Below are 23,005 nucleotides of genomic sequence, written 5' to 3' on the forward strand. Positions count from 1 at the left end.
GCGGGAGTGTATCGACTGGACAGCTCGAGGCGGGGGCCTCGCGCGACTCCGAGGATGTCTGCCCTACTGAGCTCTCACAGCCCTCGCCCCCGATCGACGGTGTCAGGCGTGTCAACCTGCTGCGGAGCGACCGACCTGGCTGTGCACCGCGTCGCTGCCGACCTAGTCGATCACGACCTGGCCGTGGGCCGGCTTGCCCGGGCCGTCCTTCTTCTCCGCGCCCTTCTCGGGTGCAGCCAGGCGTGGAAGACCGAGCGGACCGTTGCCCTTTTCCGGGTGGTTGTCGGGACCGCTCAGGTTCTTCCTCACCGAGTCCAGGATCGTCAGCCCCTGGCCGACCAGGCCTGCCGCGATCTCGCCGAGGCCGTCGGCGCCGTTGAGCACATTGACATTGGCGCCGGCGAGGCCGCCCGCGGCCTCCTTCACGATCTGCGGCAGCTGGTCAATCAGCATCCGGTCCAGCGCCACCCGGTCGTAGGAGGCGGCGGCCTCGGCCTGGATCTTCATCCGCTCCGCCTCGGCCACAGCCAGCACCTTGATCCGTTCGGCTTCGGCCTCGGCCGGCTTGACGATCTCGGCCACCAGCTGCTGCTGGCGGAGCTGGGCCGCGCGCTGCGCCAGCTCAGTCTGCGCGGCGAGCACCTCCTGCTGCGCGTGCGCCTTCGCCAGCGGCCCGGCCTGCGCCGCCTTGGCCTCTGCGCGTTCCACCTCCGCGGAGTACTCCGCCTTCACCACCGCGGTCTGCCGCGCGTACTCGGCCTGGTTCCGCGCGGCCACCTGCTGCGCCTCGACCGATGCCTGGGTGGCCTGGGCCTGGGCGATCTGTGCCTGCCGCTGGATGGCTGCCTTGTGCGGGGCCGACATCGCGTCGATGTAGCCGGTGTCGCCGTCGTCGATCGACTGGATCTGCAGCGAGTCCACGATCAGACCGATCTTGGCCATCTCGGTCTTCGAGGTGTCCAGGACCTCGGCCGCGAGCTTCTGCCGTTCGGTGACGATCTCCTCGACCGTCATCGAGCCGATGATGGCGCGCAGGTGGCCGGCGAAGATCCGCCCGGTCAGCACCGACATCTGGTCCTGGTCGGAGAGAAATCGCTGGCCCGCGTTGATGATGCTCTCGTGGTCATTGCCGACCTTGAAAGCGATCACGGCGCGGACGTGAAGTGCGATGCCCTGCCGGGTGACACACGTCTCGGTGACCTCGGACTCGCACATCGACAGTGTGAGGAAGCGCGTCTTGCGGAAGACAGGGAGCACGAACTTGCCGTGGCCTGTCACCACACGGAACGGCGCACCCCCAAGACCCCGCCTGCCTCCCGAGATCAACATCGCCTCGTCGGGCGCGGGAACTCGGTAACCGAACATCGTTCGTCTCCTTAACCAGCGCCGACGGCGCCGCCGCCCAGCGCATCCAACGGATCGGCCCACTCGATGACGTCTACCTGGCGATTGCCACGGGATCCGATCACGAGCACGGTCGCGCCCCTCGGCAGGGGTTCTTCGGACCAGGCGAGGAATGTCTCGGATCCGCCTCTGACCCGCACCAGGATCTCGCCGGGACCGGCCGAACCACGTGTGCCGATAAGCAGCTCTCCCGGACAGCCGATCACGGCCTCGTCCTGTGCCACTGGCGGCCGCCTCCCTCGTTCTGTTCCCTGTTTCAGACCTTAGTCCTGCTGGGATCAGCGGCCTATCCTCGGGGGGTCCTACCTTGATCCAACAGGACCCGCCCGACCCCGATCACCAGGGGGACCGCTGGTCGGTGGCCTCGGACCCGCCTGCATCGCGTCGGCTGATGTTCGGGCTTGCGCAACCGCAGCGATGATCGTCAACTCGCCCGCAGCATCAGACCGATGCCCACCACCATCAGCCCCGCCGCCGCGATCCTCGGAGCGCCGAACTTCTCCTTGAAGAACACCGCCCCGATCGCCGCGCCCACGATGATCGACGACTCGCGCAGCGCCGCGATCGGCGCCAGCGGCGCCTTGGTCTGCGCCCACAGCACCAGGCCGTACGCCGATATCGACAGCATCGCGCCGAGCAGCCCGCGGGCCGCGTACGGGCGCAACTGGGCGAGCAGACCGCCCCGATGGACGTACAGCGTGTACGCCGGGATCAGCGCCCCCTCCAGGATCATCAGCCAGGCGATATAGCCGAGCGGCGTGCCCGAGGCGCGTACGCCGACACCGTCGACCACCGTGTACGCGGCGATGGACAGACCGGTCGCCAGAGCGGCAAGCAGCGCCGGCCAGTGAGGATGGGCGTCCGAGCCGCCCCTGATGCCCCACAGGGCCACGCCCACCAGGCCCGCCGAGGCGATCACCACGCCCGCCAACTGCCAGCCGTTCAGGCTCTCGCCGACGAACAGCGCCGCGAGCACGGTCACCACCAGCGGCGCCGTACCCCGGGCGATGGGATACATCTGGCCGAAGTCGCCCAGAGTGAACGACCGCATCAGCAGGGCCTGGTAGCCGATGTGGAGCAGCGCGGAGGCGATCAGATACGGCCAGGCGGCGGCCGCTGGCAGCGGGAAGAAGCAGGCGAGTACCGCCCCGATGACCGTGCCGCCGCCCGCTATCAGTGTGAAGGCGAGCAGCTGATCTTTGATGGTGTGCGCGAGCGCGTTCCAAGTGGCGTGCGTGATCGCGGCTATCAGGACGGCCGTGGCGACGAGAACCGTCACGCCGTGCGCTCGCGCACGTCCACCAGCGCGCCGCCCGCGTGCGCGATCAGCGTCTTGGGGTCGAGCGGGAAGACGGCGTGCGGGGTCCCGGCCGCCGCCCACACCACGTCGTGGTCGAGCAGGGCACGGTCGGCAAGCACCCGGGTCCTGGTGGCATGCCCGAAGGGCGGTACGCCGCCGATCGCGTAGCCGGTGGTCTCCCGTACGAGATCGGCGTTCGCCCGCTTGACGGACTCGGCGCCCAGCTCCTCCCGTACGCGCTCGACGTCCACCCGTGAGGAGCCGTCCATCAGCACCAGGACCGGCACCCCGTCCGCCTCGAAGATCAGCGACTTGACGATCTCGCTGACGTCACAGCCGATCGCGGCGGCGGCCTCGGCGGCGGTGCGAGTGGCGTCGGGGAAGCGGCGGACCGGGACCTCGAGCGCCAGCTCGCGCAGAGCCTCGGCGAAACGGGGGTGGGCGTCGGTGTCGTGAGTGCTCATGGCACGCACGCTAGCGGTAGCTGTACGGGCCATGCGAGTGGCTTTCCCGCGCCATGGCCCGGGCCGGCGGGACTCATGCGGGCCCGGGCAACCGCGAGCCCGCGGAACCACCCGGACCCTCACCCTCACCGTGCGCGCAGCACCGACGCCACCACCGGACCCGCCGCGTCGCCGCCGTGCCCGCCGGACTGCACGACCGCGGCCGCGGCCAGATCGTCGGCGAACCCGGTGAACCAGCTGTTGGACTTGCCCTGTCCGTCGACCTCCGCGGAGCCGGTCTTCGCGCCCTTGTCGCCGCCGACACCCGCCATCGCGGCCTGGCCCGTGCCGTACTGCGCGGTGGCCCGCATCATCTCGCGCAGCGCCTGCGCGATGGAGCCTGGCAGCGGCTGCGCGGTGGCCAGTTCACGGTTGTCGAGGGACTGCGGAACGATCACGGGCTGGTGGAAGCCGCCGCTCTTCGCGGTGGCGGTGACCGACGCCATGTTGAGCGCGTTCATGGTGACCTTGCCCTGCCCGATGTACGAGGCGGCGGTCTCCGCGCCCGACGACTCGGGCACGCTGCCGTCGACGCTGACGACGCCCGTCTGCCAGTCGAGGCCGATGCCGAAGTACTTACGGGCCGTCTCACCCAGTGCCGTTCCGGCGATGCCCTTCTTGTTGAGCGGCTTGACGGCCTTGATGAAGGCGGTGTTGCAGGAGCGCCGGAAGCTGTCCTTGAAGGTGCCGTTCTTGATCTCGAACCGGTCGAGATTCTGGAACTTCACGCCTTCCCACGTCACATCCGGCGGACACTCCACCTTGGCGCCCGGGCCCTTGACGACACCGTTGTCCATCATCATCGCCGACGACACGATCTTCAACGTGGAGCCCGGCGCCTGCGCGCCCATCATCGCCGTGTTGTAGCCGCCCGCCGGGCTGTTGGCGACGGCCCGGATCTCACCCGTGCTCGGCTTGATCGCGACCACCGACGCCTGGCTGTACTGCTTCACGGCCTTCTCCGCGGCCGCCTGCACATCCGCGTCCAGCGTGGTCTTCAGCGTGCCTTCCTTGCCCTTGGTGAGGGTCAGCAGGCTCTGATCGGCCACATTCTGGTCGCTCGACGCGACGACCAGCTCGATGCCCGCCGTGCCGCCCGCCTTCTCGCCGTACTTCTTGCGCAGCGCATCCAGAACGGGCCCGAGCGACGGGTACTTCTCCTTCGTCAGCTCCCGGTCCTTGCGGTCGACGGCCTTGATCGGCGGGGCCGACGCCTGGTCCGTCTTGAGCGTCGTGCCCTTCGTCAGCTTGGGATGCACAACGCGCGGCGCCCAGTCGACGAGTGCCCTGCCGCTGGTCAGCCCGCGCACCACGGTCAGCTCGGAGGTGTACGACCAGGGCTTGGTCCGGCCCTCGTACGACACCGTCGCCTTCACCGTGAACGGCACCTTGGCGCCGACGGGCTTCCCCGGCGTGATCACGGCCGCGGAGACATGCGCCTGCTCCCGGTATCCGGCGAGCAACGGCTCGGCCTCGGCCGCGTTGTTGGTCAACTGCGCGGCCTCGGACGCCTTGCCGCCGGCCCAGGCCGCCAGGAAGTCCTTCGCGGCCGCCTCGACCTCGTCCGCGCTCGGCGGCCCGGACTTCTTGGTCTCGGCGGACTTGGTGTTCGTCCCACCGCCGCCGGTCAGTCCGCTGTACAGGTTGTATCCCCCGTAGCCGACGCCACCGGCGACCACTAGAAAAACGCCGCCGACGACGGCGACTTTCGCTCCACTGCGCATTGCTGCGTTCCCCTCCCAGGAGCGCCGATCTTGAACATGTTCAAGATCGGCATCGCATGCACTCTACGGGACAGGAGTGACTCGGGTCGCGGCTGTTACGAGACCGCGACGATCTGGCCGGGATCAGTCGGGGGGCGTTGGCCGGCGGTCCGGCAGGCGGGGCAGCCTCCTGCCTTCGGCGCGCGGAAGGCCCGGTCGCAGACTGTGGGCGCATCGACCAACAGCCGCCAACGATCTCCTCCCACCTGTCTTCCCTCCCATGTCACAGCCGGTCGGGCTGTCTCGTCTCAGGTCTCAGAGAGACTCTGGAATCAGGAAGGTGATGGTCATGCGGGTGTTCGTGGCAGGCGGGACCGGGGTCATGGGGCGGCGGCTGGTGCCGCAGCTCGCGGCACGGGGCCACCAGGTGACGGCCACGACGACGAGCGCAGCCAAGCTGGCCTTGCTGGCGCGGCTGGGCGCAGATGGCGTCGTGATGGACGGGCTGGATGCGGTGTCGGTCGGTGAGGCGGTGGCCGCTGCCCGGCCGGACGTGATCGTGAACCAGATGACCGCAATTTCCGCGGCACACGCCGGCAAGCCCGATATGAGGCACTTCGACCGGTTTTTCGCCACCACCAATCGGCTGCGCTCCGAGGGGACGGACCACCTCCTGGCCGCCGCCGAGGCGACCGGCGTGTCCCACGTCGTCGCGCAGAGCGCCGGCATCTGGAACGGCAACCGCGAGGGAGGATGGGTGAAGACCGAGGAGGACCCGCTGCCCCAGGAGACGGGGAAGTTCCGCACGGCGGCGGCGGCGATCCGCCACCTCGAGGACGCGGTCGTCAAGGCTGGTGGCGCGGCCCTGCGCTACGGCGGGCTCTACGGGCCGGGCGCCACCGACGACCAGGTCGAGCTCGTGCGCAAGCGGCAGTTCCCGCTCGTCGGGGGCGGCACCGGCTACATGTCATGGGTGCATCTCGACGACGCCGCGAGCGCCACCGTCCTGGCCGTAGAGCAGCGGGCGAGGGGCGTGTTCAACATCGTCGACGACGAACCGGCCCCGGCCAGCGAGTGGCTGCCTCATCTGGCTGCGTGCGCGGGGGCGAAGCCACCGATGCGGGCCCCCAAGTGGCTGGCCCGGCTGCTGGCCGGGGAACTGGTGGTGACGATGATGACCGAGGGGCGCGGCTTCTCCAACGCCAAGGCCAAACGGGAGCTCGGCTGGGAGCTGCGCTACCCCTCGTGGCGCCAGGGCTTCAAGGAAGAGCTGGCGTGACCCGGACCGAGGAGTTCGAGGAGCTGCGGCCGCTGCTGTTCGCGATCGCCTACCGGATCCTCGGCAGCGTGAGTGAGGCTGAGGACGCGGTCCAGGAGACCTGGCTGCGCTACGAGGCCTCCCCGACACAACCCACGTCGACCAAGGCCTTCCTCTCGGCCGTGGTGACCCGGATCTCGATCGACGTGCTGCGCTCGGCCCGCTTCCGGCGTGAGGAGTACGTCGGGCCGTGGTTCCCCGAGCCGCTGCTGACCGATCCCTACGAGGATCCGGAGCACTCGGCGGAGTTGGCCGACTCGTTGTCGATGGCGGCCCTGTTGCTGCTCGAGCGGCTGACCCCGCTCGAGCGTGCGGTCTTCGTGCTGCGGGAGGTGTTCGGGTTCGGCTTCCCGGAGATCGCGTCGGCCGTGGGGCGCTCGGAGGCGGCGTGCCGCCAGCTTGCGGTGCGGGCGCGCCGCCACATGGACGCGGGCCGGCCCCGGTTCGAGGCCGACCGAAGGGAGCGCGAGGAACTCGCCGAGCGATTCTTCGACGCCTTCAAGGAGGGGGACGTCGACGGGCTGCGGGAACTGCTCGCCGCCGACGTTCAGATGCTCGGCGACGGCGGCGGCAAGGCCCCGCAATGGGCGAGGGGCATCATCGGCGCCGAGAACGTGGCCCGGGTGCTCGCCGCGATCGTCCCGCCGTTCGTCCGGATCGGCGTCGTAGTGGAGCCGCACCAGGTGAACGGCCAGCCGGGCGCGATCTTCCGCGACCGGGACGGCAAGGTCATCAGCACCTTGGCGCTCGACATACTCGACGGACGGATCCAGACGATCCGCTCGGTGATCAACCCCGACAAGCTCGGGCACGTGGGACCCGTGGCGGACGCCTGGGCGGTCATCCGCGAGGCGAACCAGGCTCGTCGGCCCGCCCGCTAGACGGCTTCAAGGCCGAGACCGGCCTCACTCTCGAACCGCCATGACAACGGTGGGCCCGGCACCTCCCGGCGCCGGGCCCACCGTCCGCGAAGCTGGACCTACGTATCGCCTCAGCGGCGGCGCAGACGCAGCGCGGTGAGCACGCCGCCGGCGCCGATCAGAGCGGCGGCCAGGGCCGCGTACCAGGTGGTGTCGGAGGAGCCCGTGGAGGCGAGCGCACCGGTGGTGGTGTCGGGGGTGTTCGCGCCGGTCGTCGCCGTGTCCGTGGCCGAGGCGGACGGAGTCGGGGACGCGGACGCCGAGGCCGTGGGCGACGGCGTGGCGGACGGGGTCGCCGACGGCGTTCCGCCCGGCGTCGTGGTGCCGCGCTCGGGGGCGATGGTGATCGCGCCGTCCGCGCCCAGGAACGGCGTCGTGTTGCCCTCGGTCAGCGAGCTCGACGCGTGCAGCTTCAGCTTGAGCGGCTTCTGGATGCCCTTGAAGTCGACCACGCTCACGCGGAGGGTGGCGCGGTGCATGATGAAGTTCTTGCCGATGTCCGACAGCTGCCACTTGTTCTGGCCGTCGATCCGGGTGGCCCTGATGTAGCTGCCGTCGGCCGCGAGCTCCTCGACCACGAGCTGGGGGACGAACTGCGTGTCGTCGGGGCCCTGCTCGACCTCCAGCGTCGTCGCCAGGTCGGCGTCGAACGTCGCCGTGCCCTTGAGCTGGTGGATCAGGGAGACCTGGCCGTACGTGCCGGGCTTGATGGGCGTCTTCGGGTCGGACAGCAGGCGCAGACTGGCCGGACCGGACTCGACCTTCGGGCTGGTCTCGAAGACGAGGGTGTCGTCCTTCTCGCGCTGGGCGTGGTTGAGCAGGTCGGCCGCGTCCAGCTTCAGGTTGCCGTTGTTGGAGGGGTACTTCTTGCCGAGGCCGACGGACACCTTCCAGCTCAGCTCGCCCTTGGCGGGCACCGAGAACGGGTCGCCCTTGGGCTTTCCGGCCGGGTAGAAGAGGCCCTGCGCAGAGCCGTCCTGCTGCATGACGTAGTCGTCCGTCGCCGGGGCGTTCACCGGCTCCACGTCGAAGACGATGTGGGAGGACGCCACGGGGCTCGCACCGTCCGAGTCGGCGACCATCCACGGCAGGAAGTCGACCGCCTTGTCCGAGGAGTTCTTCACGGTGAACGTGAACGTCTCGGTGGCCCCGCCACGGGTCAGCGGTCCGGCCGGCGCCGGGGTGCCCAGCTCAATCGTGAGGGGCTTGCCGGAGGCCACCGGCGCGGCATACGCGGTGAGCGGGACGAGGGTGGTGCCGACGGCGGCGGCGACGGTCAGAGCGGCGGCGGAGACGATGCGAGCGGACATGGTGGACTCCCCCCAAGGAATCGACTAGGGGCCGGGCTTCCGCTGGATGGGCGGGCGTCGGCCGAACGCAGGAGCAGCGCGGCGAAGTGCCGCGGCACGGTGAAGCAGATGAGAGGTGGTAAGAGACAGCAAAAGGAACGAGGCGGTACGGGGTGGAACTGATCGGGCAGCGCGGAGAGGCTTACCGGATGGTGCGTGAACTCGCCTTCCGTACGGCCCTGTTCGGTTCCGGCTGTGCGGCGATGTGCTCATCCTCACCCATCAAGATCGGCCGGACAATCCTCGTACTGTCACCACTCTGCAACAGCGCCCGTCCGCCAGAACTCACCGTTGACCTGGGCGTTGGCCGGGCCGGACGGGAACGCGGCGGGGCCGGGCGGTCGCTACGCCGGGGAAAACAGCCGGGCCGTGTGAGCCGCGCAGTCGCGGCAGAGCCCCAGCCATCCGCCGCGGGGGCAACGGACAGCCGGGACTTGGCCGTTCAAGGGGCGGCCCGAGACGACCGGCGACCACCGACAACGACCACGACGGGCGCCGCACCCATCGGCGCTGCACCCGCCGTCGTTGCTGCTAGACCCAGGTGTCCAGCCACATCCTGTTCCGCCACTGTTCCACCGGAATCGGGATCCCCGTGTACAGCGGATAGAAGTAGATGAAGTTCCGTTCCCCACAGCCATATGCGCCCTGAACAGGGAGTTTCCCCGCGGCGCCCTCTGCGCCCCTTGCTGGGGCCGTCCTTGGGCCGTGCCGACCGGACCAAGTGGCTGTTGCCACTACAGGCGGGATGCTCGGAGAGCGGGGCCATCTGTGCTCCGCAGTAGCTCCACACGACGACTAGCGGTGGCGCTAACCAACGCCGTAGCGTCAAGTGCTCTCTGCTACGGGAGGTCAGAGTGAACGTTGCAGCGCTCGTCATGTCGATCGTGGCTGTCGCGGTTTCTATCCTCTTCTCCTACCGGCGAGAAATCCTGGCGCGGCACGCCAACACGCTCCCAGTCCTCGTCGACTTCTTCACCGAGCACCGTAGCGATCGTCTCGCCGATACACAGGACTTCGTCTACAAAGAGCTGTCTACATACGACCTGACGCAAGGGCTAGCCGCCCTGCCAGAAGAAAAGCGCTCTCAGGTGCGCCAGCTTGCGTGGTTCTACGACAATCTTGGCGCTCTGGTCAAGGTCAGCAGAGCGAGGGCGACGGATGCCTCCTGGCGCAGGTGACCGCCTCGACCGTTTCTAGTCAAACGTCGCCGTTTTGAGTCAAAGATTCGTCAAGGGTGTTGATTTTCCCTTTATGTTCGTAGAGTCACTGGTGACCAGTGGGCAGGCCTAATAGCTCGTCTAGAAAGAGAAAAGCGGGGAAATGAAACTCGCAAGACCTGGCTCGTTAATTGGTGCCACGCTGACCGTGGCTGCATCAATAGGTGCGATTACCTCGGCCGCACCAGCTACTGCCGCACCGACTGCCGACCCGTGTGCTGGAAGAGCATACACATACATAGTGAAGAACTTCACGCGAAGTTTCGTCAATGTGCCCCTGCGCTGCGGGACGGAAACGTGAGGATACCGGCACCTGGCGGCGAAGCATGGATACAATCCGAGCATGATCGCGAACACGGTCGCGCGGGGTAAGCAGAGCTTCGGTTTCTACTACCAGAACCTGGCTCAGTGTCCTCCAGTGACGTACAAAGTCGTCTTCAACGACGGTCCACTCGGTGGAACTGGCGTGAGGCCACAAGGGATTATCACCGCCTACTACCAAGCGGGTCATATCCCTGCGATTGCTCCGGAGAGCGCGGATGCGGACTGCTAGAGTGTGAGCGTGGAAGAGGAAAGCGATATCCCTGACGGTCTCCGTAGAAGCATATTGGAGACTTTTGGAGATCCTGGAGGGCCGGCGTTCAGGATCTCTCACGCGGGGCTCACCCCCGTGGCAAGCGGACTTCGCTTGGTCGCAACGGTGGATATCGCTCCGGAAGATGCGCGTGAGGAACGGTGGAATGTTACTCTCGACTTTCCGCCAGAGGATGCCGTGGCCGCTGCGCCTCAAGCATCATCTGATGCCCACTCCTGGTTCGCCCTGATGGTGAAAGTCAACATTATCGAGTGGTGGCACACGAGAGTTACTGAGCCCAATATGCCTCACCCGCCTCGCCGCATCAAATAGCTTCACGAGCGGATGTTGTTCCGGATATAGCAGCATCCGGAACAACATCCGCCCCGCGGTCTCGCCGCTTTGAGTGCCCGGCCAGGGGCCTTCGCTCCTGGCCGAGTGCCACGTCAGGCTGCCTTGGCTGCCTCTTGGGAGAGTTCTTGCTTGCCAGATGCACGGTAGAAGGCGTCCACGGCCTTGCGGGTACGTCCCTCGCTGGTTGGCATCAGGTGCGTGTACGTCCGCAGTGTGAAGCCCGGGTCAGCGTGACCGAGGTACTGACTCAGGGCCCGAATGTTCTCGCCTGCGTCCAGGAGCACCGAGGCGTAGAAGTGCCGCAGCGCGTGCATTCCGTGCTCTCGCGCTGCTGCGTAACGCTCCCCCTCTTCGGGCTCGGGAAGAATGCCGGCCGCAGCAAGGGCGGGCTTCCACATGAAGTCATCGAAGTGGCTCACGCGCACGAAATCCCCGGTGTTGCCGCTGAACAGTAGCGACTTGGTCACCCGAGCGCCGTCCGGAGTACGCCACGGCAGCGTCACTTCGATCGGTGGGTGCGCCTTCGAGTGCGCGCGAAGCGCATCTGCCACGGCATGAGGGAGCGGCACATCTCGCACCTTGCCGCCCTTGGGCGGGGCGAAGACGAAGGTTCCCCGAATGCGCTTGAGCTGGTGCCGGACGGCGACCCAGGCGCCGGCATAGTCCAGCTCGTCATCGGAGAGGCCGAACACTTCGCCCTGCCGCAGCCCGCATCCCCCAGCAGCGTCCACTGTGGCACGCAGTTGCTCGGGCAGTGCCTCACGTACTCTCGTCGAGGCCGGTGAGGGCTCAAAGTCCACGGTCCATGCGGCCTACAAGGCGCTGGAGGCGGAAGGGCTGGTGACTTCGTCGCGCGGGCACGGCACGGTCGTGCGGCAGCAGTCCCCGCTTAAGCGTCTCGGCATCGCGCGGTACGACAAGGCGAAGTGGCGCGACGGTGACGAGGTGGCGTTTATCGCGGACCGTGTGGCGTCGGGCCGCGCCTACCATCGTGGCGAACAGACCCAGACGGTCTCCCGCGTCGAAGCCCCGCCGGCTGTCGCTGAGGCGCACGGCCTGTCTGTTGGTGCCGAGGTATACGCGCGCGCCCGCCTGGTGAAGGAGGGCGACCAGCCCACGCATACTCTGACCAGCTACTACCGTCCCGAGCACGTCGAGGGGACGCGCATCGTCGACCCGACGCCCGGCCCGGCCGGCCGTGGTGGAGGCTTCCGGGTTCTGTATGACGCGGGATACGAGATCGACCATATGAAGGAACAGCTCTTCGCCCGCGTCCCCACGGCAGAAGAGGCGAAGCTCCTTCAACTGACCCCCGGAGAATGGGTCGTCGAACTGCACCGGACCACGTTCACCGCTGACGGCACCGTGGTTGAGTTCGCCATCGGACTCCACGCGGCCTCACGCTTCGCGTGGGAGTACGACTTCAAGGTGCCCGACTCAGCGCCGGCCCAGGAGGCGGAGCAGTGATCTCGGAGCAGTCATGGGCGGATGCCCAACTCCTCTGGGACTACCACCAGATGCACCACGAGCTGCGGGCGTGCTCGGTCGCGATCGGTCTCGGCAGCCACGACCTCGGCGTCGCCGACACCACGGTGGACCTATACAAGCGAGGCTTGGCGCCGCTCATCGTCTTTACGGGGGCTACGAGCCGCACGACGCAGCACCGCATGCCACGCGGCGAGGCGGTCCACTACCGCGACCGCGCGCTGGAGCTGGGCGTTCCCGGCGACGCGGTGCTGGTCGAGCCGCGCGCCGGCAACACGGGCGAGAACATCCGCTTCTCCCGGGCGATCCTGGAAACTGCCGGCGTCGAGGTCTCGTCCGTGCTGCTGATCAGCAAGCCGTACGAGGAACGGCGCGCGTATGCCACGGCGCGCAAACTGTGGCCCGAGGTTGAGATCGTGAGCGCGTCCACGCCGATGACCCTGGAGGAGTACGTGGACTCCATCCAGGATGCGCGCCTGGTGATCGACATGCTTGTCGGCGCGCTACAGAGGCTGTTGATCTACCCCGAGCAGGGATTCATGATCAGTCAGACGGTGCCTGGGGAGGTAGCAACGGCGTACGACAGGCTGTGCCGTGCGGGCTTCACCAGCCGACTTGCCACCGAGACGGCTTAGATTCACACGCGAGGCTCCGGAGTTCTGTAGTTTGGCCCTCCGACAAGTCGACGAGCCGCTCAACTGACCAGTTCTAGCCTTCGGGACGACATTCGCTACTGGCCAGTTCCGGTGCGACCCGTAGAGCGCACCCTGTCGGTGGAGATGGGACGGTCAAGCGCCCAGTGGTCAGAAATGCGCTTGGATCCCTACGCTCGTAAACACATGCTGGGATAGGTGTATCAATGACTACTTCCCCTGTTGAGACATTCGACTTTGATGTCGCCCTTTCTTATGCTGGAGAAGACCGCAAATACGTCCAAGCCGTTGCCGGGCTCCTCCAGGAAAGAGGAGTGCGGATCTTCTATGACGAATATGCTGCTGCCGAATTGTGGGGAAGCGATCTGTATACTGTCCTCGATGAGGTGTACAGAAAACGTGCACGATTCGCCATCGTTTTCGTGTCTCGCCATTATGTCAGTAAGCCCTGGACGCAACACGAGCGCATGAGTGCTCAGGCGCGGGCGCTGAACGAAGTGAGCCCCTACTTCCTCCCTGTAAGGCTTGACGGCAGCGAACTGCCAGGCCTCCGCCCCACTATCGGCCACATTGACGCTCAAACGACGTCTCGAGAGCAATTAGTTGACCTGATTTGGCAAAAGCTTTCGGGTGCGCCCGGAGCGACGAATCCCAAACCACCCACTCTCCGCGTTCCGCGTACGCCTGATCAGCACCGAGAGCTTCTCGCTCAACGGCCCCCGGCATGGGAGTATCTTCTCTGGGGTGGCGTGCTTTGGCAGCGTCGCGATACCTTGGAAGCAAAGTGGCGGGACCATGAGTTGGGCTATGCGAGTCGGACGGGCCAGCACTACGACAACCAGCAAGCAGTCACCTTTCTTCAGAACTCGCTTAGTGACTTGTCGGCTTGCCCCCCGAACGTTCTCAAGATGGTGAGCCCTGAAGTCCAGGAACGCGCTTTTGGGGCCCCGGGGGAACCGGGTAACGCAGATCTAATCGAGCACATTGCCACACGCTTCGTAGGCATCTATGAGCAAATGATGGATGTAGCGGCTGCGCTACGAGGTGCAGGCGTCTCGGGAGCGATGAGCGAAGTCATGGAGGCGACAGCTCAGCTAGCAGACTGCCCTCTGCGGGAGATCCGAGCTTTTATTGATCAAGTCGTGGCTGAATTGGATGCCGTTCCAGAAAAAATCGCTCGCGGCGAAGCGCCACAGATTACGATGGAGCTAATCTTGACCATGGATAGTGCAGCGCTGAAAAACCAATCCAAGAAATTGAAGCAGGCCACGCGGCGCCTCGGCTGGTAAGTCGGAATCCTGAACCCCGTTCTCTCCGGCAGCCGGGTGACGTCGTTCGCACCGCCTAACCGGTCGCACTCGCCTACCCTCCCATCCGTCAGTGGCCCCTGACATCAGTAGCTGACATCAACAGTGGCGTACAACTGCGCACCTGGGCGCACTTCTCCCTTCCGGGGAAGGACCCGTACGCCAGGCGGTCGGCTCGTCATCCAGACTCCTCCTGCCACGGTGCACGCGCCTACGGATCACGCACACCGGTTACACGAATACCGGTCGCGCTGTTGAGGTCACCGTGCACCGTCCTGGCCCGGGTTGGGTTCTGCGCTACAGCCCGCCCATCAGCTAATCCGCGCGCATATCGACGGCCCGCACCGTTCGGTGCGGGCCGTCGACATTCTCGAAGCCTCCTAGTCCTAGAGCGTCTGCGTCACCCGTTCGGCCTGCACCGGATTGACGGGTCTCCCCTGCCAGGGCACGGTGAATTGATCCGGTCCAACCCGAGCAATGGTTAAAGGAGTGGTGAGAGATGATTGCTAGAAATCCAAAGGAACGTTAAGGCGGCTCACGTCTCATCGAACCTCGCACATCTGGCATCTCTGGTAAATGCTTGGGAAGATTACCTGAGCAAGGCGACGGGCGAGATCTCGAAAGACGATGTCGTTTCTCTACGCTCTCTGGCAATCGACATTCGGAAGCTACTTCTCGATGCTTCGGGCGACTGTCAATGGCTCTTGGAAGCTACTAACGGCCAAGGTTCCTTTGACGACCAATACTTGGAGTTCATTAACGGTCTCCCAATCTCTGCGGAAGTGAAATCCGCCGTGATTGACAAGGTTGGCGCCTCCGGCTCCGGAGGAATTGTCCAATATCTCCGCGAAAAGGTGTCCATTCTGGTGAGCGCTGCGGACGACGAGGAGGCTGCGATTGCGTCGGAGATGCGCCAGATCAACGAGACGCATCTCGCGCCTGCCCAAACAAATGCACATGGTGTCAAGGAAAGTAGAAGGATGTGGAGCTGGATTCGCCTGACGGATGCGCGGCGTGACCAGTGTGAGCTGTGCCACATGAACCCGAGCCGGCGCTCGCCAGTCTCGCGCCCATCGAGTAGTGAAGCTGACGGGCTCATCACCCCGTCGCGGGGACACGGCACCCGTCGCCTATAGCCAACCACTCCGTTGTGTTGGGCCGTCTCCGGGCCGTCCAAGGGGGACTGACGACAGCCACTAACGACCCCCAACGACCACGAGGGCGCGGCCGAGTGGCGCACCCTCGTGATGTGTCTGCCCAGCTAGACCCACGTATCCAGCCACATCCTGTTCCGCCACTGTTCCACCGGAATCGGGATCCCCGTGTACAGCGGATAGAAGTAGACGAAGTTCCAGATGATCAGCAGCACGAGCACCCCCGTGCCGATCGCCCCGATCGCCCGCCTGCGTTCGTCCGAGCCCGGTGGCCCCAGCATCGCGCCCAGCATCATCGCCACCGCCAGGCACAGGAACGGCACGAACACCACCGCGTAGAACAGGAAGATCGTGCGCTCCTGGTAGAAGAACCAGGGCACCCACCCGGCCGCGATGCCGCAGGCGATCGCGCCCGCGCGCCAGTCGCGGCGGAACAGCCAGCGCCACAGGATGTAGCAGATCGCGAAGCAGGCCGCCCACCACAGCAGCGGTGTGCCGAGCGCCAGCACCTCGCTCGCGCACTTGTCCCCGGCGTCGGCCGGGCAGCCTCCGGTGCCCGCCTTCGGGTCCTCGTAGTAGTACGAGACCGGGCGGCCCAGCACGATCCAGCTCCACGGGTTCGACTGGTAGGTGTGGCCGGAGGTCAGATTGACGTGGAACTCGTAGACCTCGTTCTCGTAGTGCCACAGGCTGCGCAGCCAGTCCGGCAGCCAGGTCCAGCTGCCGCCCCTGCCGTCCTTCTGGGCCCAGTCCCTGAAGTAGCCCTTGTCGGTGACGATCCAGCCGGTCCACGAGGCGATGTATGTGGCGATCGCGACCGGCACCGTCGAGACGAAGGCCGGTACGACGTCCTTCAGCAGCACCGCCTTGTACGGCTGCACCGCGCCCGCTGTCCGGCGGGCGCCGACGTCCCAGAGGACCGTCATCAGGCAGAACGCGACCATCACATAGAGGCCGTTCCACTTGGTGCCCGCGGCCAGGCCCAGCATCAGACCGGCCGCCAGCCGCCAGGGCCGCCAGCCGAGACGCAGCGTCTCCGCGACCGTGGCGTCCGGCCGCAGGATCCCCTCCTCGTCGGTCGGCAGCGCTGCCGCAAGCTTTCTGCGCGCCCAGTCCCGGTCGATGACCAGACACCCGAAGGCCGCGAGCACGAAGAACATCAGCACCTGGTCGAGCAGCGCCGTGCGGCTCATCACGAAGTGCAGGCCGTCGAAGGTGAGCAGCGTGCCCGCCAGGCAGCCCAGGAACGTCGAGCGGAACAGCCTTCTGCCGATCCGGCAGAGCATCAGTACCGACAGCGTGCCGAGTACGAAGACCATGAACCGCCAGCCGAACGGCGTGAACCCGTAGAAGTGCTCGCCGAGGCCGATGACCCACTTGCCGACCGGCGGATGCACCACATAGCCGGGGTCGGTGGGGACCGGGACGCTGGAGGGATCGATCAGGATCCGCTTGTCGACGTCCTTCGGCCAGCTCCCCTCGTACCCCTGATTGATCAGGGCCCAGGCGTCCTTGGCGTAGTAGGTCTCGTCGAATATCACGGCGTCCGGCTTGCGGAGGTTCCAGAACCGCAGCTGGCCCGCGACGTACGCCACCATCATCGGCCCGCCCCAGGCCGCCCAGCGCAGCAGGGAGTTCGCAGTCGCCGGAGGGATGCCGAACACCTGCCACAGCCGCTCGGAGGGGCGGGTGTAGGGCGGCACCAGGCGGTCGCGCAGCCCGATCACGGGCCGGGGCGCGTAGCCGAATCTGCGCAGTCGCTGCTGCCAGCCTGGCGGCTGCTGATCGGCGTCCTTGCCCTGCAAGGTGTGTGGCGCGGTACTGGTCACCGCGCCATCGTAGGGAACGCGACTGTGCGAGTGGTGCGAGCGGTCCTGCGAGGATGGCCTGTGTGACAGGAACGCTGGTACTCGCAGGGACGCCCATCGGCGATGTCGCGGACGCGCCTCCGCGGCTCGCCGCCGAGCTGGAGGGCGCCGACATCGTGGCCGCCGAGGACACCCGGCGGTTGCGCCGGCTCACCCAGGCGCTCGGGGTGCACACCCGGGGCAGGGTCGTGTCGTACTTCGAGGGCAATGAGACCGCCCGTACGCCGGAGCTGGTCGAGGCGCTGGCCGGCGGCGCCCGGGTGCTGCTGGTCACCGACGCCGGAATGCCGTCCGTGTCCGACCCCGGCTACCGGCTTGTCGCCGCGGCCGTCGAGAAGGACATCAAGGTCACGGCGGTGCCGGGGCCGTCCGCCGTGCTGACCGCGCTCGCCCTGTCCGGGCTGCCCGTGGACCGTTTCTGCTTCGAGGGCTTTCTGCCGCGCAAGGCGGGCGAGCGTCTCGGCAGGCTGCGCGAGGTCAGGGACGAGCGGCGGACCCTGGTGTACTTCGAGGCGCCGCACCGGCTCGACGACACCCTCGCCGCGATGGCCGAGGTCTTCGGCGCCGAGCGCCGGGCCGCGGTGTGCCGCGAGCTGACGAAGACGTACGAGGAGGTCAAGCGCGGCGGCCTCGGCGAGCTCGCGGCGTGGGCGGCCGAGGGCGTTCGCGGGGAGATCACTGTCGTCGTCGAGGGCGCGCCCGAGACCGGGCCCGGTGAGCTGGACCCCGCCGAGCTGGTGCGCAGGGTGCGGGTGCGCGAGGAGGCGGGGGAGCGGCGCAAGGAGGCCATCGCCGCGGTCGCCGCTGAGGCCGGGCTTCCCAAAAGAGAGGTGTTCGATGCCGTGGTCGCGGCAAAGAACGCGGATCGGCCGGTCCCCGCGGACGGTAAAGGACTATCGTAAAAAGCAAAGCGCAGACCGTGTCCTGAGCGTTTCTGCATGGGAAGGCCAAAGACCACACCATTAATCGACAGGCGCTGGTGCGCTCCCGCCGGAATGGGCGTCCACTGGTCGGTGGAGAGGAGCTGGCATGAGTGAGATCACAGGCGCCGCCAAGGTCCACGAGGCATACGCCTTCGCTTGCATGCGCTGCGGGCACGGCTGGGAAGAGTCGTACGAGATAGAGCACCACGTCGACACGTCCGGGCGCGAATTCGTCATCTACAAGGCCGGCGGTCTGCGGGTGCCGTCCCCGCTCTCGAGCCCGAGCTGCCCGACCTGCGGGGGACATGTCGTACGGATCATGCGGTCGGGGCAGGTCTCCTCACTGCATGGCCTGATGGCGCAGGCCGGGTCGATCGCGGGGCCGTGGCCGAGCGAGGGGCCCCGACAGCCCGAGCAGATCAAAAAGCCTGAGAAGACCGAAAAGCCGGAAAAGGCAGAGCCTGCGGAACCTGGCCATCACTGGCACCTCTCTGATCTCCTGCACCCCTTCCACCGCAAATGAAGTCACGGGCGCGAGCCTCGTAGGATCGCGCCCATGAGTTCGAAGTCCGCACCACCGCCGCTGCCCGAACCGCTCCGGGTGGCGGTCGCCGATTCGCACACCCACCTGGACATGCAGGAGGGCACCGTCGAGGAGGCGCTGGCCAGGGCGTCCGCGGTGGGCGTGACCACGGTGGTGCAGGTGGGCTGCGACATCAAGGGTTCGCGCTGGGCCGCGGAGACGGCAGCGGCCCACGACAGCGTGTGGGCCGCGGTCGCCCTGCATCCCAACGAGGCCCCGCGCATCGTGCTGGGTGATCATGGGGGCACCTCCCAGCCCCCTGGGGCTGGGGGAGGCTGGTCGCGGCAGGGCGCGCGGGAGGCGGGTGGCGATGCCGCGCTCGACGACGCGCTCGCCGAGATCGACCGGCTGGCCGCCCTGGACCAGGTGCGGGCCGTCGGTGAGACGGGCCTGGACTACTTCCGTACGGGCCCCGAGGGCATGGCCGCCCAGGAGCGTTCCTTCCGCGCGCACATCGAGATCGCCAAACGGCACGGCAAGGCGCTGGTCATTCACGACCGCGAGGCGCACGCCGACGTGCTGCGGATTCTTGCCGAGGAGGGCGCTCCCGAGCGCACCGTCTTCCACTGCTATTCCGGTGACGCGGAAATGGCACAAGTGTGCGCGGCCGCGGGCTACTTCATGTCCTTCGCCGGCAATGTGACCTTCAAGAACGCCCAGCCGCTGCGGGACGCACTCGCCGTCGCCCCGCAGGAACTCGTACTCGTCGAAACGGACGCACCCTTTCTGACTCCGGCGCCGTACCGCGGACGGCCCAATGCGCCGTATCTCATTCCGGTCACGGTGCGGGCGATGGCGGCGGTGCGGGGCGTCGACGAGGACACGCTGGCCGCGGCGATTTCGGCTAATACGGCCAACGCCTTTGATTACTGAGCGATAACAAGGGTCGACGCACGCGAAGGGCAGCGGCGCGACACTGCGTAGTCGAATCGCTTTGGAGAGTGACCACAGCTCCGATAAGGTCCCGGCCCGCAACGCCATCGGGCGGACCGGACCGGACCTACGGAGCGTCGTGAGCAATTCGCAGGGCAGTCATCGTGTCGCGGGGGCGGCAGAGCCGTACGAAGTGCCTGCGGGGTCGTACGGGACTCCGTCGTACGAGTGGTACGAGCGGTACGCGTCGGTTGCGGAGTTGCACGGCCGTACCGCCGCCAACCGGGTGGCAGCGGCGTGCGAAGCGTCCACCCGGGCGTACGAGTGGCATGAAGCGCCGACGTTGTCGTACGAACGGGGGCGTGAAGCGCCGACCCTGGCGCACGAGCGGCACGATGTGCCGACCCTGGCGTACGAGGGGCCTGAAGCGCCCACCCTGCCGAACGAGCCGTACCTGTCGGCGTACGCCCCGACCGTGCCGGCGCTGCCGCGTCAGGGCCTTGTTGCCGGCGACCACGCCTGGTCCGCGCCCGCGCCCGCCCCTGCCCCGGCTCCTGTGCCCGTCCCGGTGCGCGTGCCCGCTCCCGCTCCCGTGCCCGTCCCCGCCCCTGCGTCGGCCGCCGGTCGCGCCGAAGCACGTCGCGCCGCTCGACGTCGCAGATCCGGCGGCAAGCCCGACGCTCTGCGCCGGCTCATCCCGCAGGCCCTCGTCGTCGCCTTCCTGGCCGGCGGCACCTCGGCCTTCGTCGCCAGCGACAAGGCGGTGCGGCTCACCGTCGACGGCGTGCCGCGCACCATGCACACCTTCGCCGACGATGTGCACGAGCTCCTGCAGGACGAGGGTCTGGCCGTCAGCGCGCACGACATCGTCGCCCCGGGCCCCGGCTCGGTCCTCGCCAGCGGTGACGAGGTCGTTGTCCGCTACGGCCGGCCCGTCGTGCTCACCCTGGACGGCCAGCGCCGCCAGGTGTGGACCACGGGGCGCACGGTCGACGAGGCGTTGCGGCAGCTCGGGGTGCGGGCCGACGGCGCGTATGTGTCCGCGTCCCGCTCCCAGGCGATCTCCCGCCATGGCCTGGCGCTTGACGTACGGACCGAACGCACCGTGACCTTCATGGCCGACGGGCGTGAGCACACGATCCGCACCAACGCGGCGACCCTGCGCGAGGCGCTGGACGAGGCGGGGATCGAACTGCGCGACGAGGACACCACGTCCGTACCGCCCGGCAGCTTCCCGCGCGACGGCCAGACCGTCACCGTCATGCGCATCACACGCACCAGACAGGTGCGCGAGGAGCCCATCGACTACGAGACCGAGAGGACCCGCGACAGCTCGCTCTTCGTCGGCACGGAGGTGGTCGTACAGCAGGGCAGAGCGGGCGCGCGCCAGGTCACCTACGCCCTGCGGACGGTCAACGGGGTGCGGCAGAAGCCGAGGAAGATCGCCGAGAGGGTGCTGCGGGAGCCGGTCACCGAGCGGGTGATCGTGGGCACCAAGCCGCTGCCGACCTCGGTGGAGGGCGCGGACGGACTGAACTGGAGCGCCCTCGCGCACTGCGAGTCCGGCGGGCGTCCCGACGCGGTCGACCCGTCGGGGAACTACGGCGGGCTGTACCAGTTCGACACCGGGACCTGGCACTCCCTGGGCGGCGGCGGGCGGCCGCAGGACGCACCCCCGGCGGAACAGACGTACCGGGCGAAGAAGCTCTACGTGCAGCGGGGGGCGAGTCCGTGGCCGCACTGCGGCCGTAGGCTGTATCGGTGAGCACCACTGAGCCCGACGCACTCCTCGGCCCCGCCGACATCCGTGAACTGGCCGCAGCGCTGGGCGTACGCCCCACCAAGCAGCGCGGCCAGAACTTCGTCATCGACGCCAACACCGTCCGCAGGATCGTGCGCACGGCCGAGGTGCGCGAGGACGACGTGGTCGTCGAGGTCGGCCCGGGGCTCGGGTCGCTGACCCTGGCCCTGCTGGAGGCGGCGGACCGGGTCGTCGCGGTCGAGATCGACGACGTGCTGGCGGGGGCGCTGCCGTCCACGATTCTGGCGCGGCTGCCGGAGCGGGCCACGCACTTCTCGCTGGTCCACTCCGACGCGATGCTGGTGCAGGAGCTGCCGGGGCCCGCGCCGACGGCGCTGGTGGCGAACCTGCCGTACAACGTGGCCGTGCCGGTCCTGCTCCACATGCTGGACCGCTTCCCGACGATCGAGCGCACGCTGGTGATGGTGCAGGCGGAGGTCGCGGACCGGCTGGCGGCCTCGCCCGGCAACAAGGTCTACGGCGTCCCGTCGGTGAAGGCGAACTGGTACGCCGAGGTGAAGCGGGCCGGGTCGATCGGCCGCAATGTCTTCTGGCCCGCGCCGAATGTGGACTCGGGTCTGGTGTCGCTGGTGCGCCGGTCCGAGCCGGTGAAGACGACGGCCTCGAAGAAGGAGGTCTTCGCGGTGGTCGACGCGGCGTTCGCGCAGCGGCGCAAGACGCTGCGGGCGGCGCTGGCGGGGTGGGCGGGATCGCCCGCGGCGGCCGAGGCGGCGCTGGTGGCCGCGGGGGTCTCTCCGCAGGCCCGGGGCGAGTCCCTCACGGTCGAGGAGTTCGCACGGATCGCGGAGGCCAAGGCGTGAGCGTGACCGTACGGGTGCCGGCGAAGGTCAATGTCCAGCTGGCGGTGGGGGGTGCGCGGGCCGACGGCTTCCACGACCTCGCCAATGTCTTCCTGGCGGTGTCCCTGTACGACGAGGTGACGGTGAGCCCCGCGTCGTCGCTGACGATCAGCTGCTCGGGCCCGGACGCGGCACAGGTCCCGCTGGACCGTACGAACCTGGCGGCGCGGGCGGCGGAGCTCCTGGCGGCGCGGCACGGTCTCGCCCCCGACGTGCACATCCACATCGCCAAGGACATCCCGGTGGCGGGAGGCATGGCGGGCGGCAGCGCCGACGGAGCGGGTGCGCTGCTCGCGTGCGACGTGCTGTGGGGCCTGGGTTCCTCGCGGTCCGAACTCCTTTCCATCTGCGCGGAGTTGGGCAGCGATGTGCCCTTCAGCCTGGTGGGGGGCGCGGCGCTGGGCACGGGCCGTGGCGAGCGGCTGACCGAGCTCGAGGTGGGCGGCGACTTCCACTGGGTGTTCGCGGTGGCGGACGGCGGTCTGTCGACGCCGGCGGTGTACGGGGAGTTCGACCGCCTGAACGAGGGCGTCGCGGTCCCGGACCCGGTCGCGTCTCCGGCCCTCCTCGACGCCCTGCGCACGGGCGACGCGACGGCCCTGGCGGGTGCGCTGGCGAACGACCTCCAGCCCGCGGCGTTTTCGCTGCGTCCTTCGCTGTCGGCGACGCTGGAGGCGGGGATGGCGGCGGGCGCGCTGGCATCCCTGGTCTCGGGCTCGGGTCCGACGACGGCGTTCCTGACGAAGGACGAGGAGTCGGCGCGGTCGGTGGCGGAGGCGCTGCTGGGCTCGGGCACCTGCCGGGCGGCGAGGGTGGCGTCGTCCCCCGCCGGGGGCGCGACCGTCCTGTAGGTACT

Annotated in this window: 22 protein-coding genes; 14 read left to right on the top strand and 8 right to left on the bottom strand. The window is 67.9% G+C overall.

The window, feature by feature from the left end:
• Nucleotides 1–162: 162 nt before the first annotated feature.
• The 5 genes from ACQEVG_RS02805 to ACQEVG_RS02825 all read right to left on the bottom strand — a co-directional run bounded on the left by ACQEVG_RS02805 (nt 163) and on the right by ACQEVG_RS02825 (nt 4,931).
• Nucleotides 163–1,365, bottom strand: a complete 1,203-nt coding sequence (locus ACQEVG_RS02805) for an SPFH domain-containing protein (protein WP_432976439.1) — start codon at nt 1,363–1,365, stop codon at nt 163–165.
• An 11-nt stretch (nt 1,366–1,376) separates the two neighbouring features.
• Nucleotides 1,377–1,628 carry a hypothetical protein gene (locus ACQEVG_RS02810; protein WP_355829128.1) on the bottom strand — a complete coding sequence of 84 codons (252 nt, stop codon included), beginning with the start codon at nt 1,626–1,628 and terminating at the stop codon, nt 1,377–1,379.
• Between the two features lie 200 nt (nt 1,629–1,828).
• Nucleotides 1,829–2,683 (bottom strand): EamA family transporter, encoded by an 855-nt coding sequence (locus tag ACQEVG_RS02815; RefSeq protein WP_432976443.1) that lies wholly within the window; start codon nt 2,681–2,683, stop codon nt 1,829–1,831.
• A complete protein-coding gene (locus ACQEVG_RS02820) occupies nt 2,680–3,168 on the bottom strand; it encodes a YbaK/EbsC family protein (RefSeq protein WP_432976446.1) in 489 nt (162 codons plus the stop codon). Before ACQEVG_RS02820 ends, ACQEVG_RS02815 begins: the two co-directional genes overlap by 4 nt.
• A gap of 125 nt (nt 3,169–3,293) precedes the next feature.
• A complete protein-coding gene (locus ACQEVG_RS02825) occupies nt 3,294–4,931 on the bottom strand; it encodes a penicillin-binding transpeptidase domain-containing protein (protein ID WP_432976449.1) in 1,638 nt (545 codons plus the stop codon).
• Nucleotides 4,932–5,253: 322 nt separating this feature from the next.
• On the opposite strand from ACQEVG_RS02825, the gene ACQEVG_RS02830 reads away from it, so the two are divergent.
• Entirely contained in the window at nt 5,254–6,189 is a 936-nt protein-coding gene (locus tag ACQEVG_RS02830; protein WP_432984992.1) for an NAD-dependent epimerase/dehydratase family protein, read from the top strand.
• A complete protein-coding gene (locus tag ACQEVG_RS02835) occupies nt 6,186–7,109 on the top strand; it encodes an RNA polymerase sigma-70 factor (RefSeq protein WP_432976452.1) in 924 nt (307 codons plus the stop codon). The genes ACQEVG_RS02830 and ACQEVG_RS02835 overlap by 4 nt, the downstream gene beginning before the upstream one ends.
• A gap of 110 nt (nt 7,110–7,219) precedes the next feature.
• Here ACQEVG_RS02835 and ACQEVG_RS02840 read toward each other — a convergent pair whose 3' ends face one another.
• Nucleotides 7,220–8,458: an LPXTG cell wall anchor domain-containing protein gene (locus ACQEVG_RS02840; RefSeq protein WP_432976455.1), complete on the bottom strand. Its 1,239-nt coding sequence runs from the start codon at nt 8,456–8,458 to the stop codon at nt 7,220–7,222.
• An 893-nt stretch (nt 8,459–9,351) separates the two neighbouring features.
• On the opposite strand from ACQEVG_RS02840, the gene ACQEVG_RS02845 reads away from it, so the two are divergent.
• Nucleotides 9,352–9,675 carry a hypothetical protein gene (locus ACQEVG_RS02845; protein WP_432976458.1) on the top strand — a complete coding sequence of 108 codons (324 nt, stop codon included), beginning with the start codon at nt 9,352–9,354 and terminating at the stop codon, nt 9,673–9,675.
• 382 nt (nt 9,676–10,057) lie between these two features.
• Nucleotides 10,058–10,267, top strand: coding sequence for a hypothetical protein (locus ACQEVG_RS02850; RefSeq protein WP_432976461.1), 210 nt, complete (start codon nt 10,058–10,060; stop codon nt 10,265–10,267).
• A 467-nt stretch (nt 10,268–10,734) separates the two neighbouring features.
• On the opposite strand, the gene ACQEVG_RS02855 is transcribed toward ACQEVG_RS02850, so the two are convergent.
• Nucleotides 10,735–11,373, bottom strand: coding sequence for a tyrosine-type recombinase/integrase (locus ACQEVG_RS02855; RefSeq protein ID WP_432976464.1), 639 nt, complete (start codon nt 11,371–11,373; stop codon nt 10,735–10,737).
• A gap of 1 nt (nt 11,374) precedes the next feature.
• Here ACQEVG_RS02855 and ACQEVG_RS02860 point away from each other — a divergent pair, with 1 nt between their 5' ends.
• From ACQEVG_RS02860 to ACQEVG_RS02875, 4 genes are all read left to right on the top strand, one after another.
• A complete protein-coding gene (locus ACQEVG_RS02860; protein ID WP_432976467.1) occupies nt 11,375–12,109 on the top strand; it encodes a GntR family transcriptional regulator in 735 nt (244 codons plus the stop codon).
• A complete protein-coding gene (locus ACQEVG_RS02865) occupies nt 12,106–12,762 on the top strand; it encodes a YdcF family protein (RefSeq protein ID WP_432976470.1) in 657 nt (218 codons plus the stop codon). The genes ACQEVG_RS02860 and ACQEVG_RS02865 overlap by 4 nt, the downstream gene beginning before the upstream one ends.
• Before the next feature lie 224 nt (nt 12,763–12,986).
• Nucleotides 12,987–14,069: a toll/interleukin-1 receptor domain-containing protein gene (locus ACQEVG_RS02870; RefSeq protein WP_432976473.1), complete on the top strand. Its 1,083-nt coding sequence runs from the start codon at nt 12,987–12,989 to the stop codon at nt 14,067–14,069.
• 521 nt (nt 14,070–14,590) lie between these two features.
• Nucleotides 14,591–15,223, top strand: coding sequence for a hypothetical protein (locus ACQEVG_RS02875; protein WP_432976476.1), 633 nt, complete (start codon nt 14,591–14,593; stop codon nt 15,221–15,223).
• 125 nt (nt 15,224–15,348) lie between these two features.
• On the opposite strand, the gene ACQEVG_RS02880 is transcribed toward ACQEVG_RS02875, so the two are convergent.
• Entirely contained in the window at nt 15,349–17,070 is a 1,722-nt protein-coding gene (locus ACQEVG_RS02880; RefSeq protein ID WP_432976479.1) for a dolichyl-phosphate-mannose--protein mannosyltransferase, read from the bottom strand.
• A 53-nt stretch (nt 17,071–17,123) separates the two neighbouring features.
• Between ACQEVG_RS02880 and rsmI the strand changes: the two genes are divergently transcribed.
• The 6 genes from rsmI (at nt 17,124) to ACQEVG_RS02910 (ending at nt 23,000) form a co-directional block, all read left to right on the top strand.
• Nucleotides 17,124–18,011, top strand: a complete 888-nt coding sequence (gene rsmI, locus ACQEVG_RS02885; RefSeq protein ID WP_432976482.1) for a 16S rRNA (cytidine(1402)-2'-O)-methyltransferase — start codon at nt 17,124–17,126, stop codon at nt 18,009–18,011.
• A 127-nt stretch (nt 18,012–18,138) separates the two neighbouring features.
• Nucleotides 18,139–18,555: a hypothetical protein gene (locus ACQEVG_RS02890; RefSeq protein ID WP_432976485.1), complete on the top strand. Its 417-nt coding sequence runs from the start codon at nt 18,139–18,141 to the stop codon at nt 18,553–18,555.
• A 33-nt stretch (nt 18,556–18,588) separates the two neighbouring features.
• Complete coding sequence (locus ACQEVG_RS02895; protein WP_432976488.1) at nt 18,589–19,488, top strand: TatD family hydrolase; 900 nt, start codon at nt 18,589–18,591, stop codon at nt 19,486–19,488.
• Nucleotides 19,489–19,627: 139 nt separating this feature from the next.
• Nucleotides 19,628–21,253 (top strand): ubiquitin-like domain-containing protein, encoded by a 1,626-nt coding sequence (locus tag ACQEVG_RS02900; RefSeq protein WP_432976491.1) that lies wholly within the window; start codon nt 19,628–19,630, stop codon nt 21,251–21,253.
• Nucleotides 21,250–22,110 carry a 16S rRNA (adenine(1518)-N(6)/adenine(1519)-N(6))-dimethyltransferase RsmA gene (rsmA, locus tag ACQEVG_RS02905; RefSeq protein ID WP_432976494.1) on the top strand — a complete coding sequence of 287 codons (861 nt, stop codon included), beginning with the start codon at nt 21,250–21,252 and terminating at the stop codon, nt 22,108–22,110. Before ACQEVG_RS02900 ends, rsmA begins: the two co-directional genes overlap by 4 nt.
• Entirely contained in the window at nt 22,107–23,000 is an 894-nt protein-coding gene (locus ACQEVG_RS02910; RefSeq protein WP_432976497.1) for a 4-(cytidine 5'-diphospho)-2-C-methyl-D-erythritol kinase, read from the top strand. The genes rsmA and ACQEVG_RS02910 overlap by 4 nt, the downstream gene beginning before the upstream one ends.
• The last annotated feature ends 5 nt before the right edge of the window (nt 23,001–23,005 follow it).

The organism is Streptomyces sp. CA-135486 (assembly GCF_050936555.1).
Classification (GTDB): Bacteria; Actinomycetota; Actinomycetes; order Streptomycetales; family Streptomycetaceae; genus Streptomyces.

Bases quoted from the DNA above. Each gene is read 5' to 3' on its own strand.
- ACQEVG_RS02805 (WP_432976439.1), bottom strand. From the start codon at position 1,365: ATGTTCGGTTACCGAGTTCCCGCGCCCGACGAGGCGATGTTGATCTCG.
- ACQEVG_RS02820 (WP_432976446.1), bottom strand. From the start codon at position 3,168: ATGAGCACTCACGACACCGACGCCCACCCCCGTTTCGCCGAGGCTCTG.
- ACQEVG_RS02825 (WP_432976449.1), bottom strand. From the start codon at position 4,931: ATGCGCAGTGGAGCGAAAGTCGCCGTCGTCGGCGGCGTTTTTCTAGTG.
- ACQEVG_RS02830 (WP_432984992.1), top strand. From the start codon at position 5,254: ATGGTCATGCGGGTGTTCGTGGCAGGCGGGACCGGGGTCATGGGGCGG.
- ACQEVG_RS02840 (WP_432976455.1), bottom strand. From the start codon at position 8,458: ATGTCCGCTCGCATCGTCTCCGCCGCCGCTCTGACCGTCGCCGCCGCC.
- ACQEVG_RS02850 (WP_432976461.1), top strand. From the start codon at position 10,058: ATGATCGCGAACACGGTCGCGCGGGGTAAGCAGAGCTTCGGTTTCTAC.
- ACQEVG_RS02870 (WP_432976473.1), top strand. From the start codon at position 12,987: ATGACTACTTCCCCTGTTGAGACATTCGACTTTGATGTCGCCCTTTCT.
- rsmI (WP_432976482.1), top strand. From the start codon at position 17,124: ATGGCCTGTGTGACAGGAACGCTGGTACTCGCAGGGACGCCCATCGGC.
- ACQEVG_RS02890 (WP_432976485.1), top strand. From the start codon at position 18,139: ATGAGTGAGATCACAGGCGCCGCCAAGGTCCACGAGGCATACGCCTTC.
- ACQEVG_RS02895 (WP_432976488.1), top strand. From the start codon at position 18,589: ATGAGTTCGAAGTCCGCACCACCGCCGCTGCCCGAACCGCTCCGGGTG.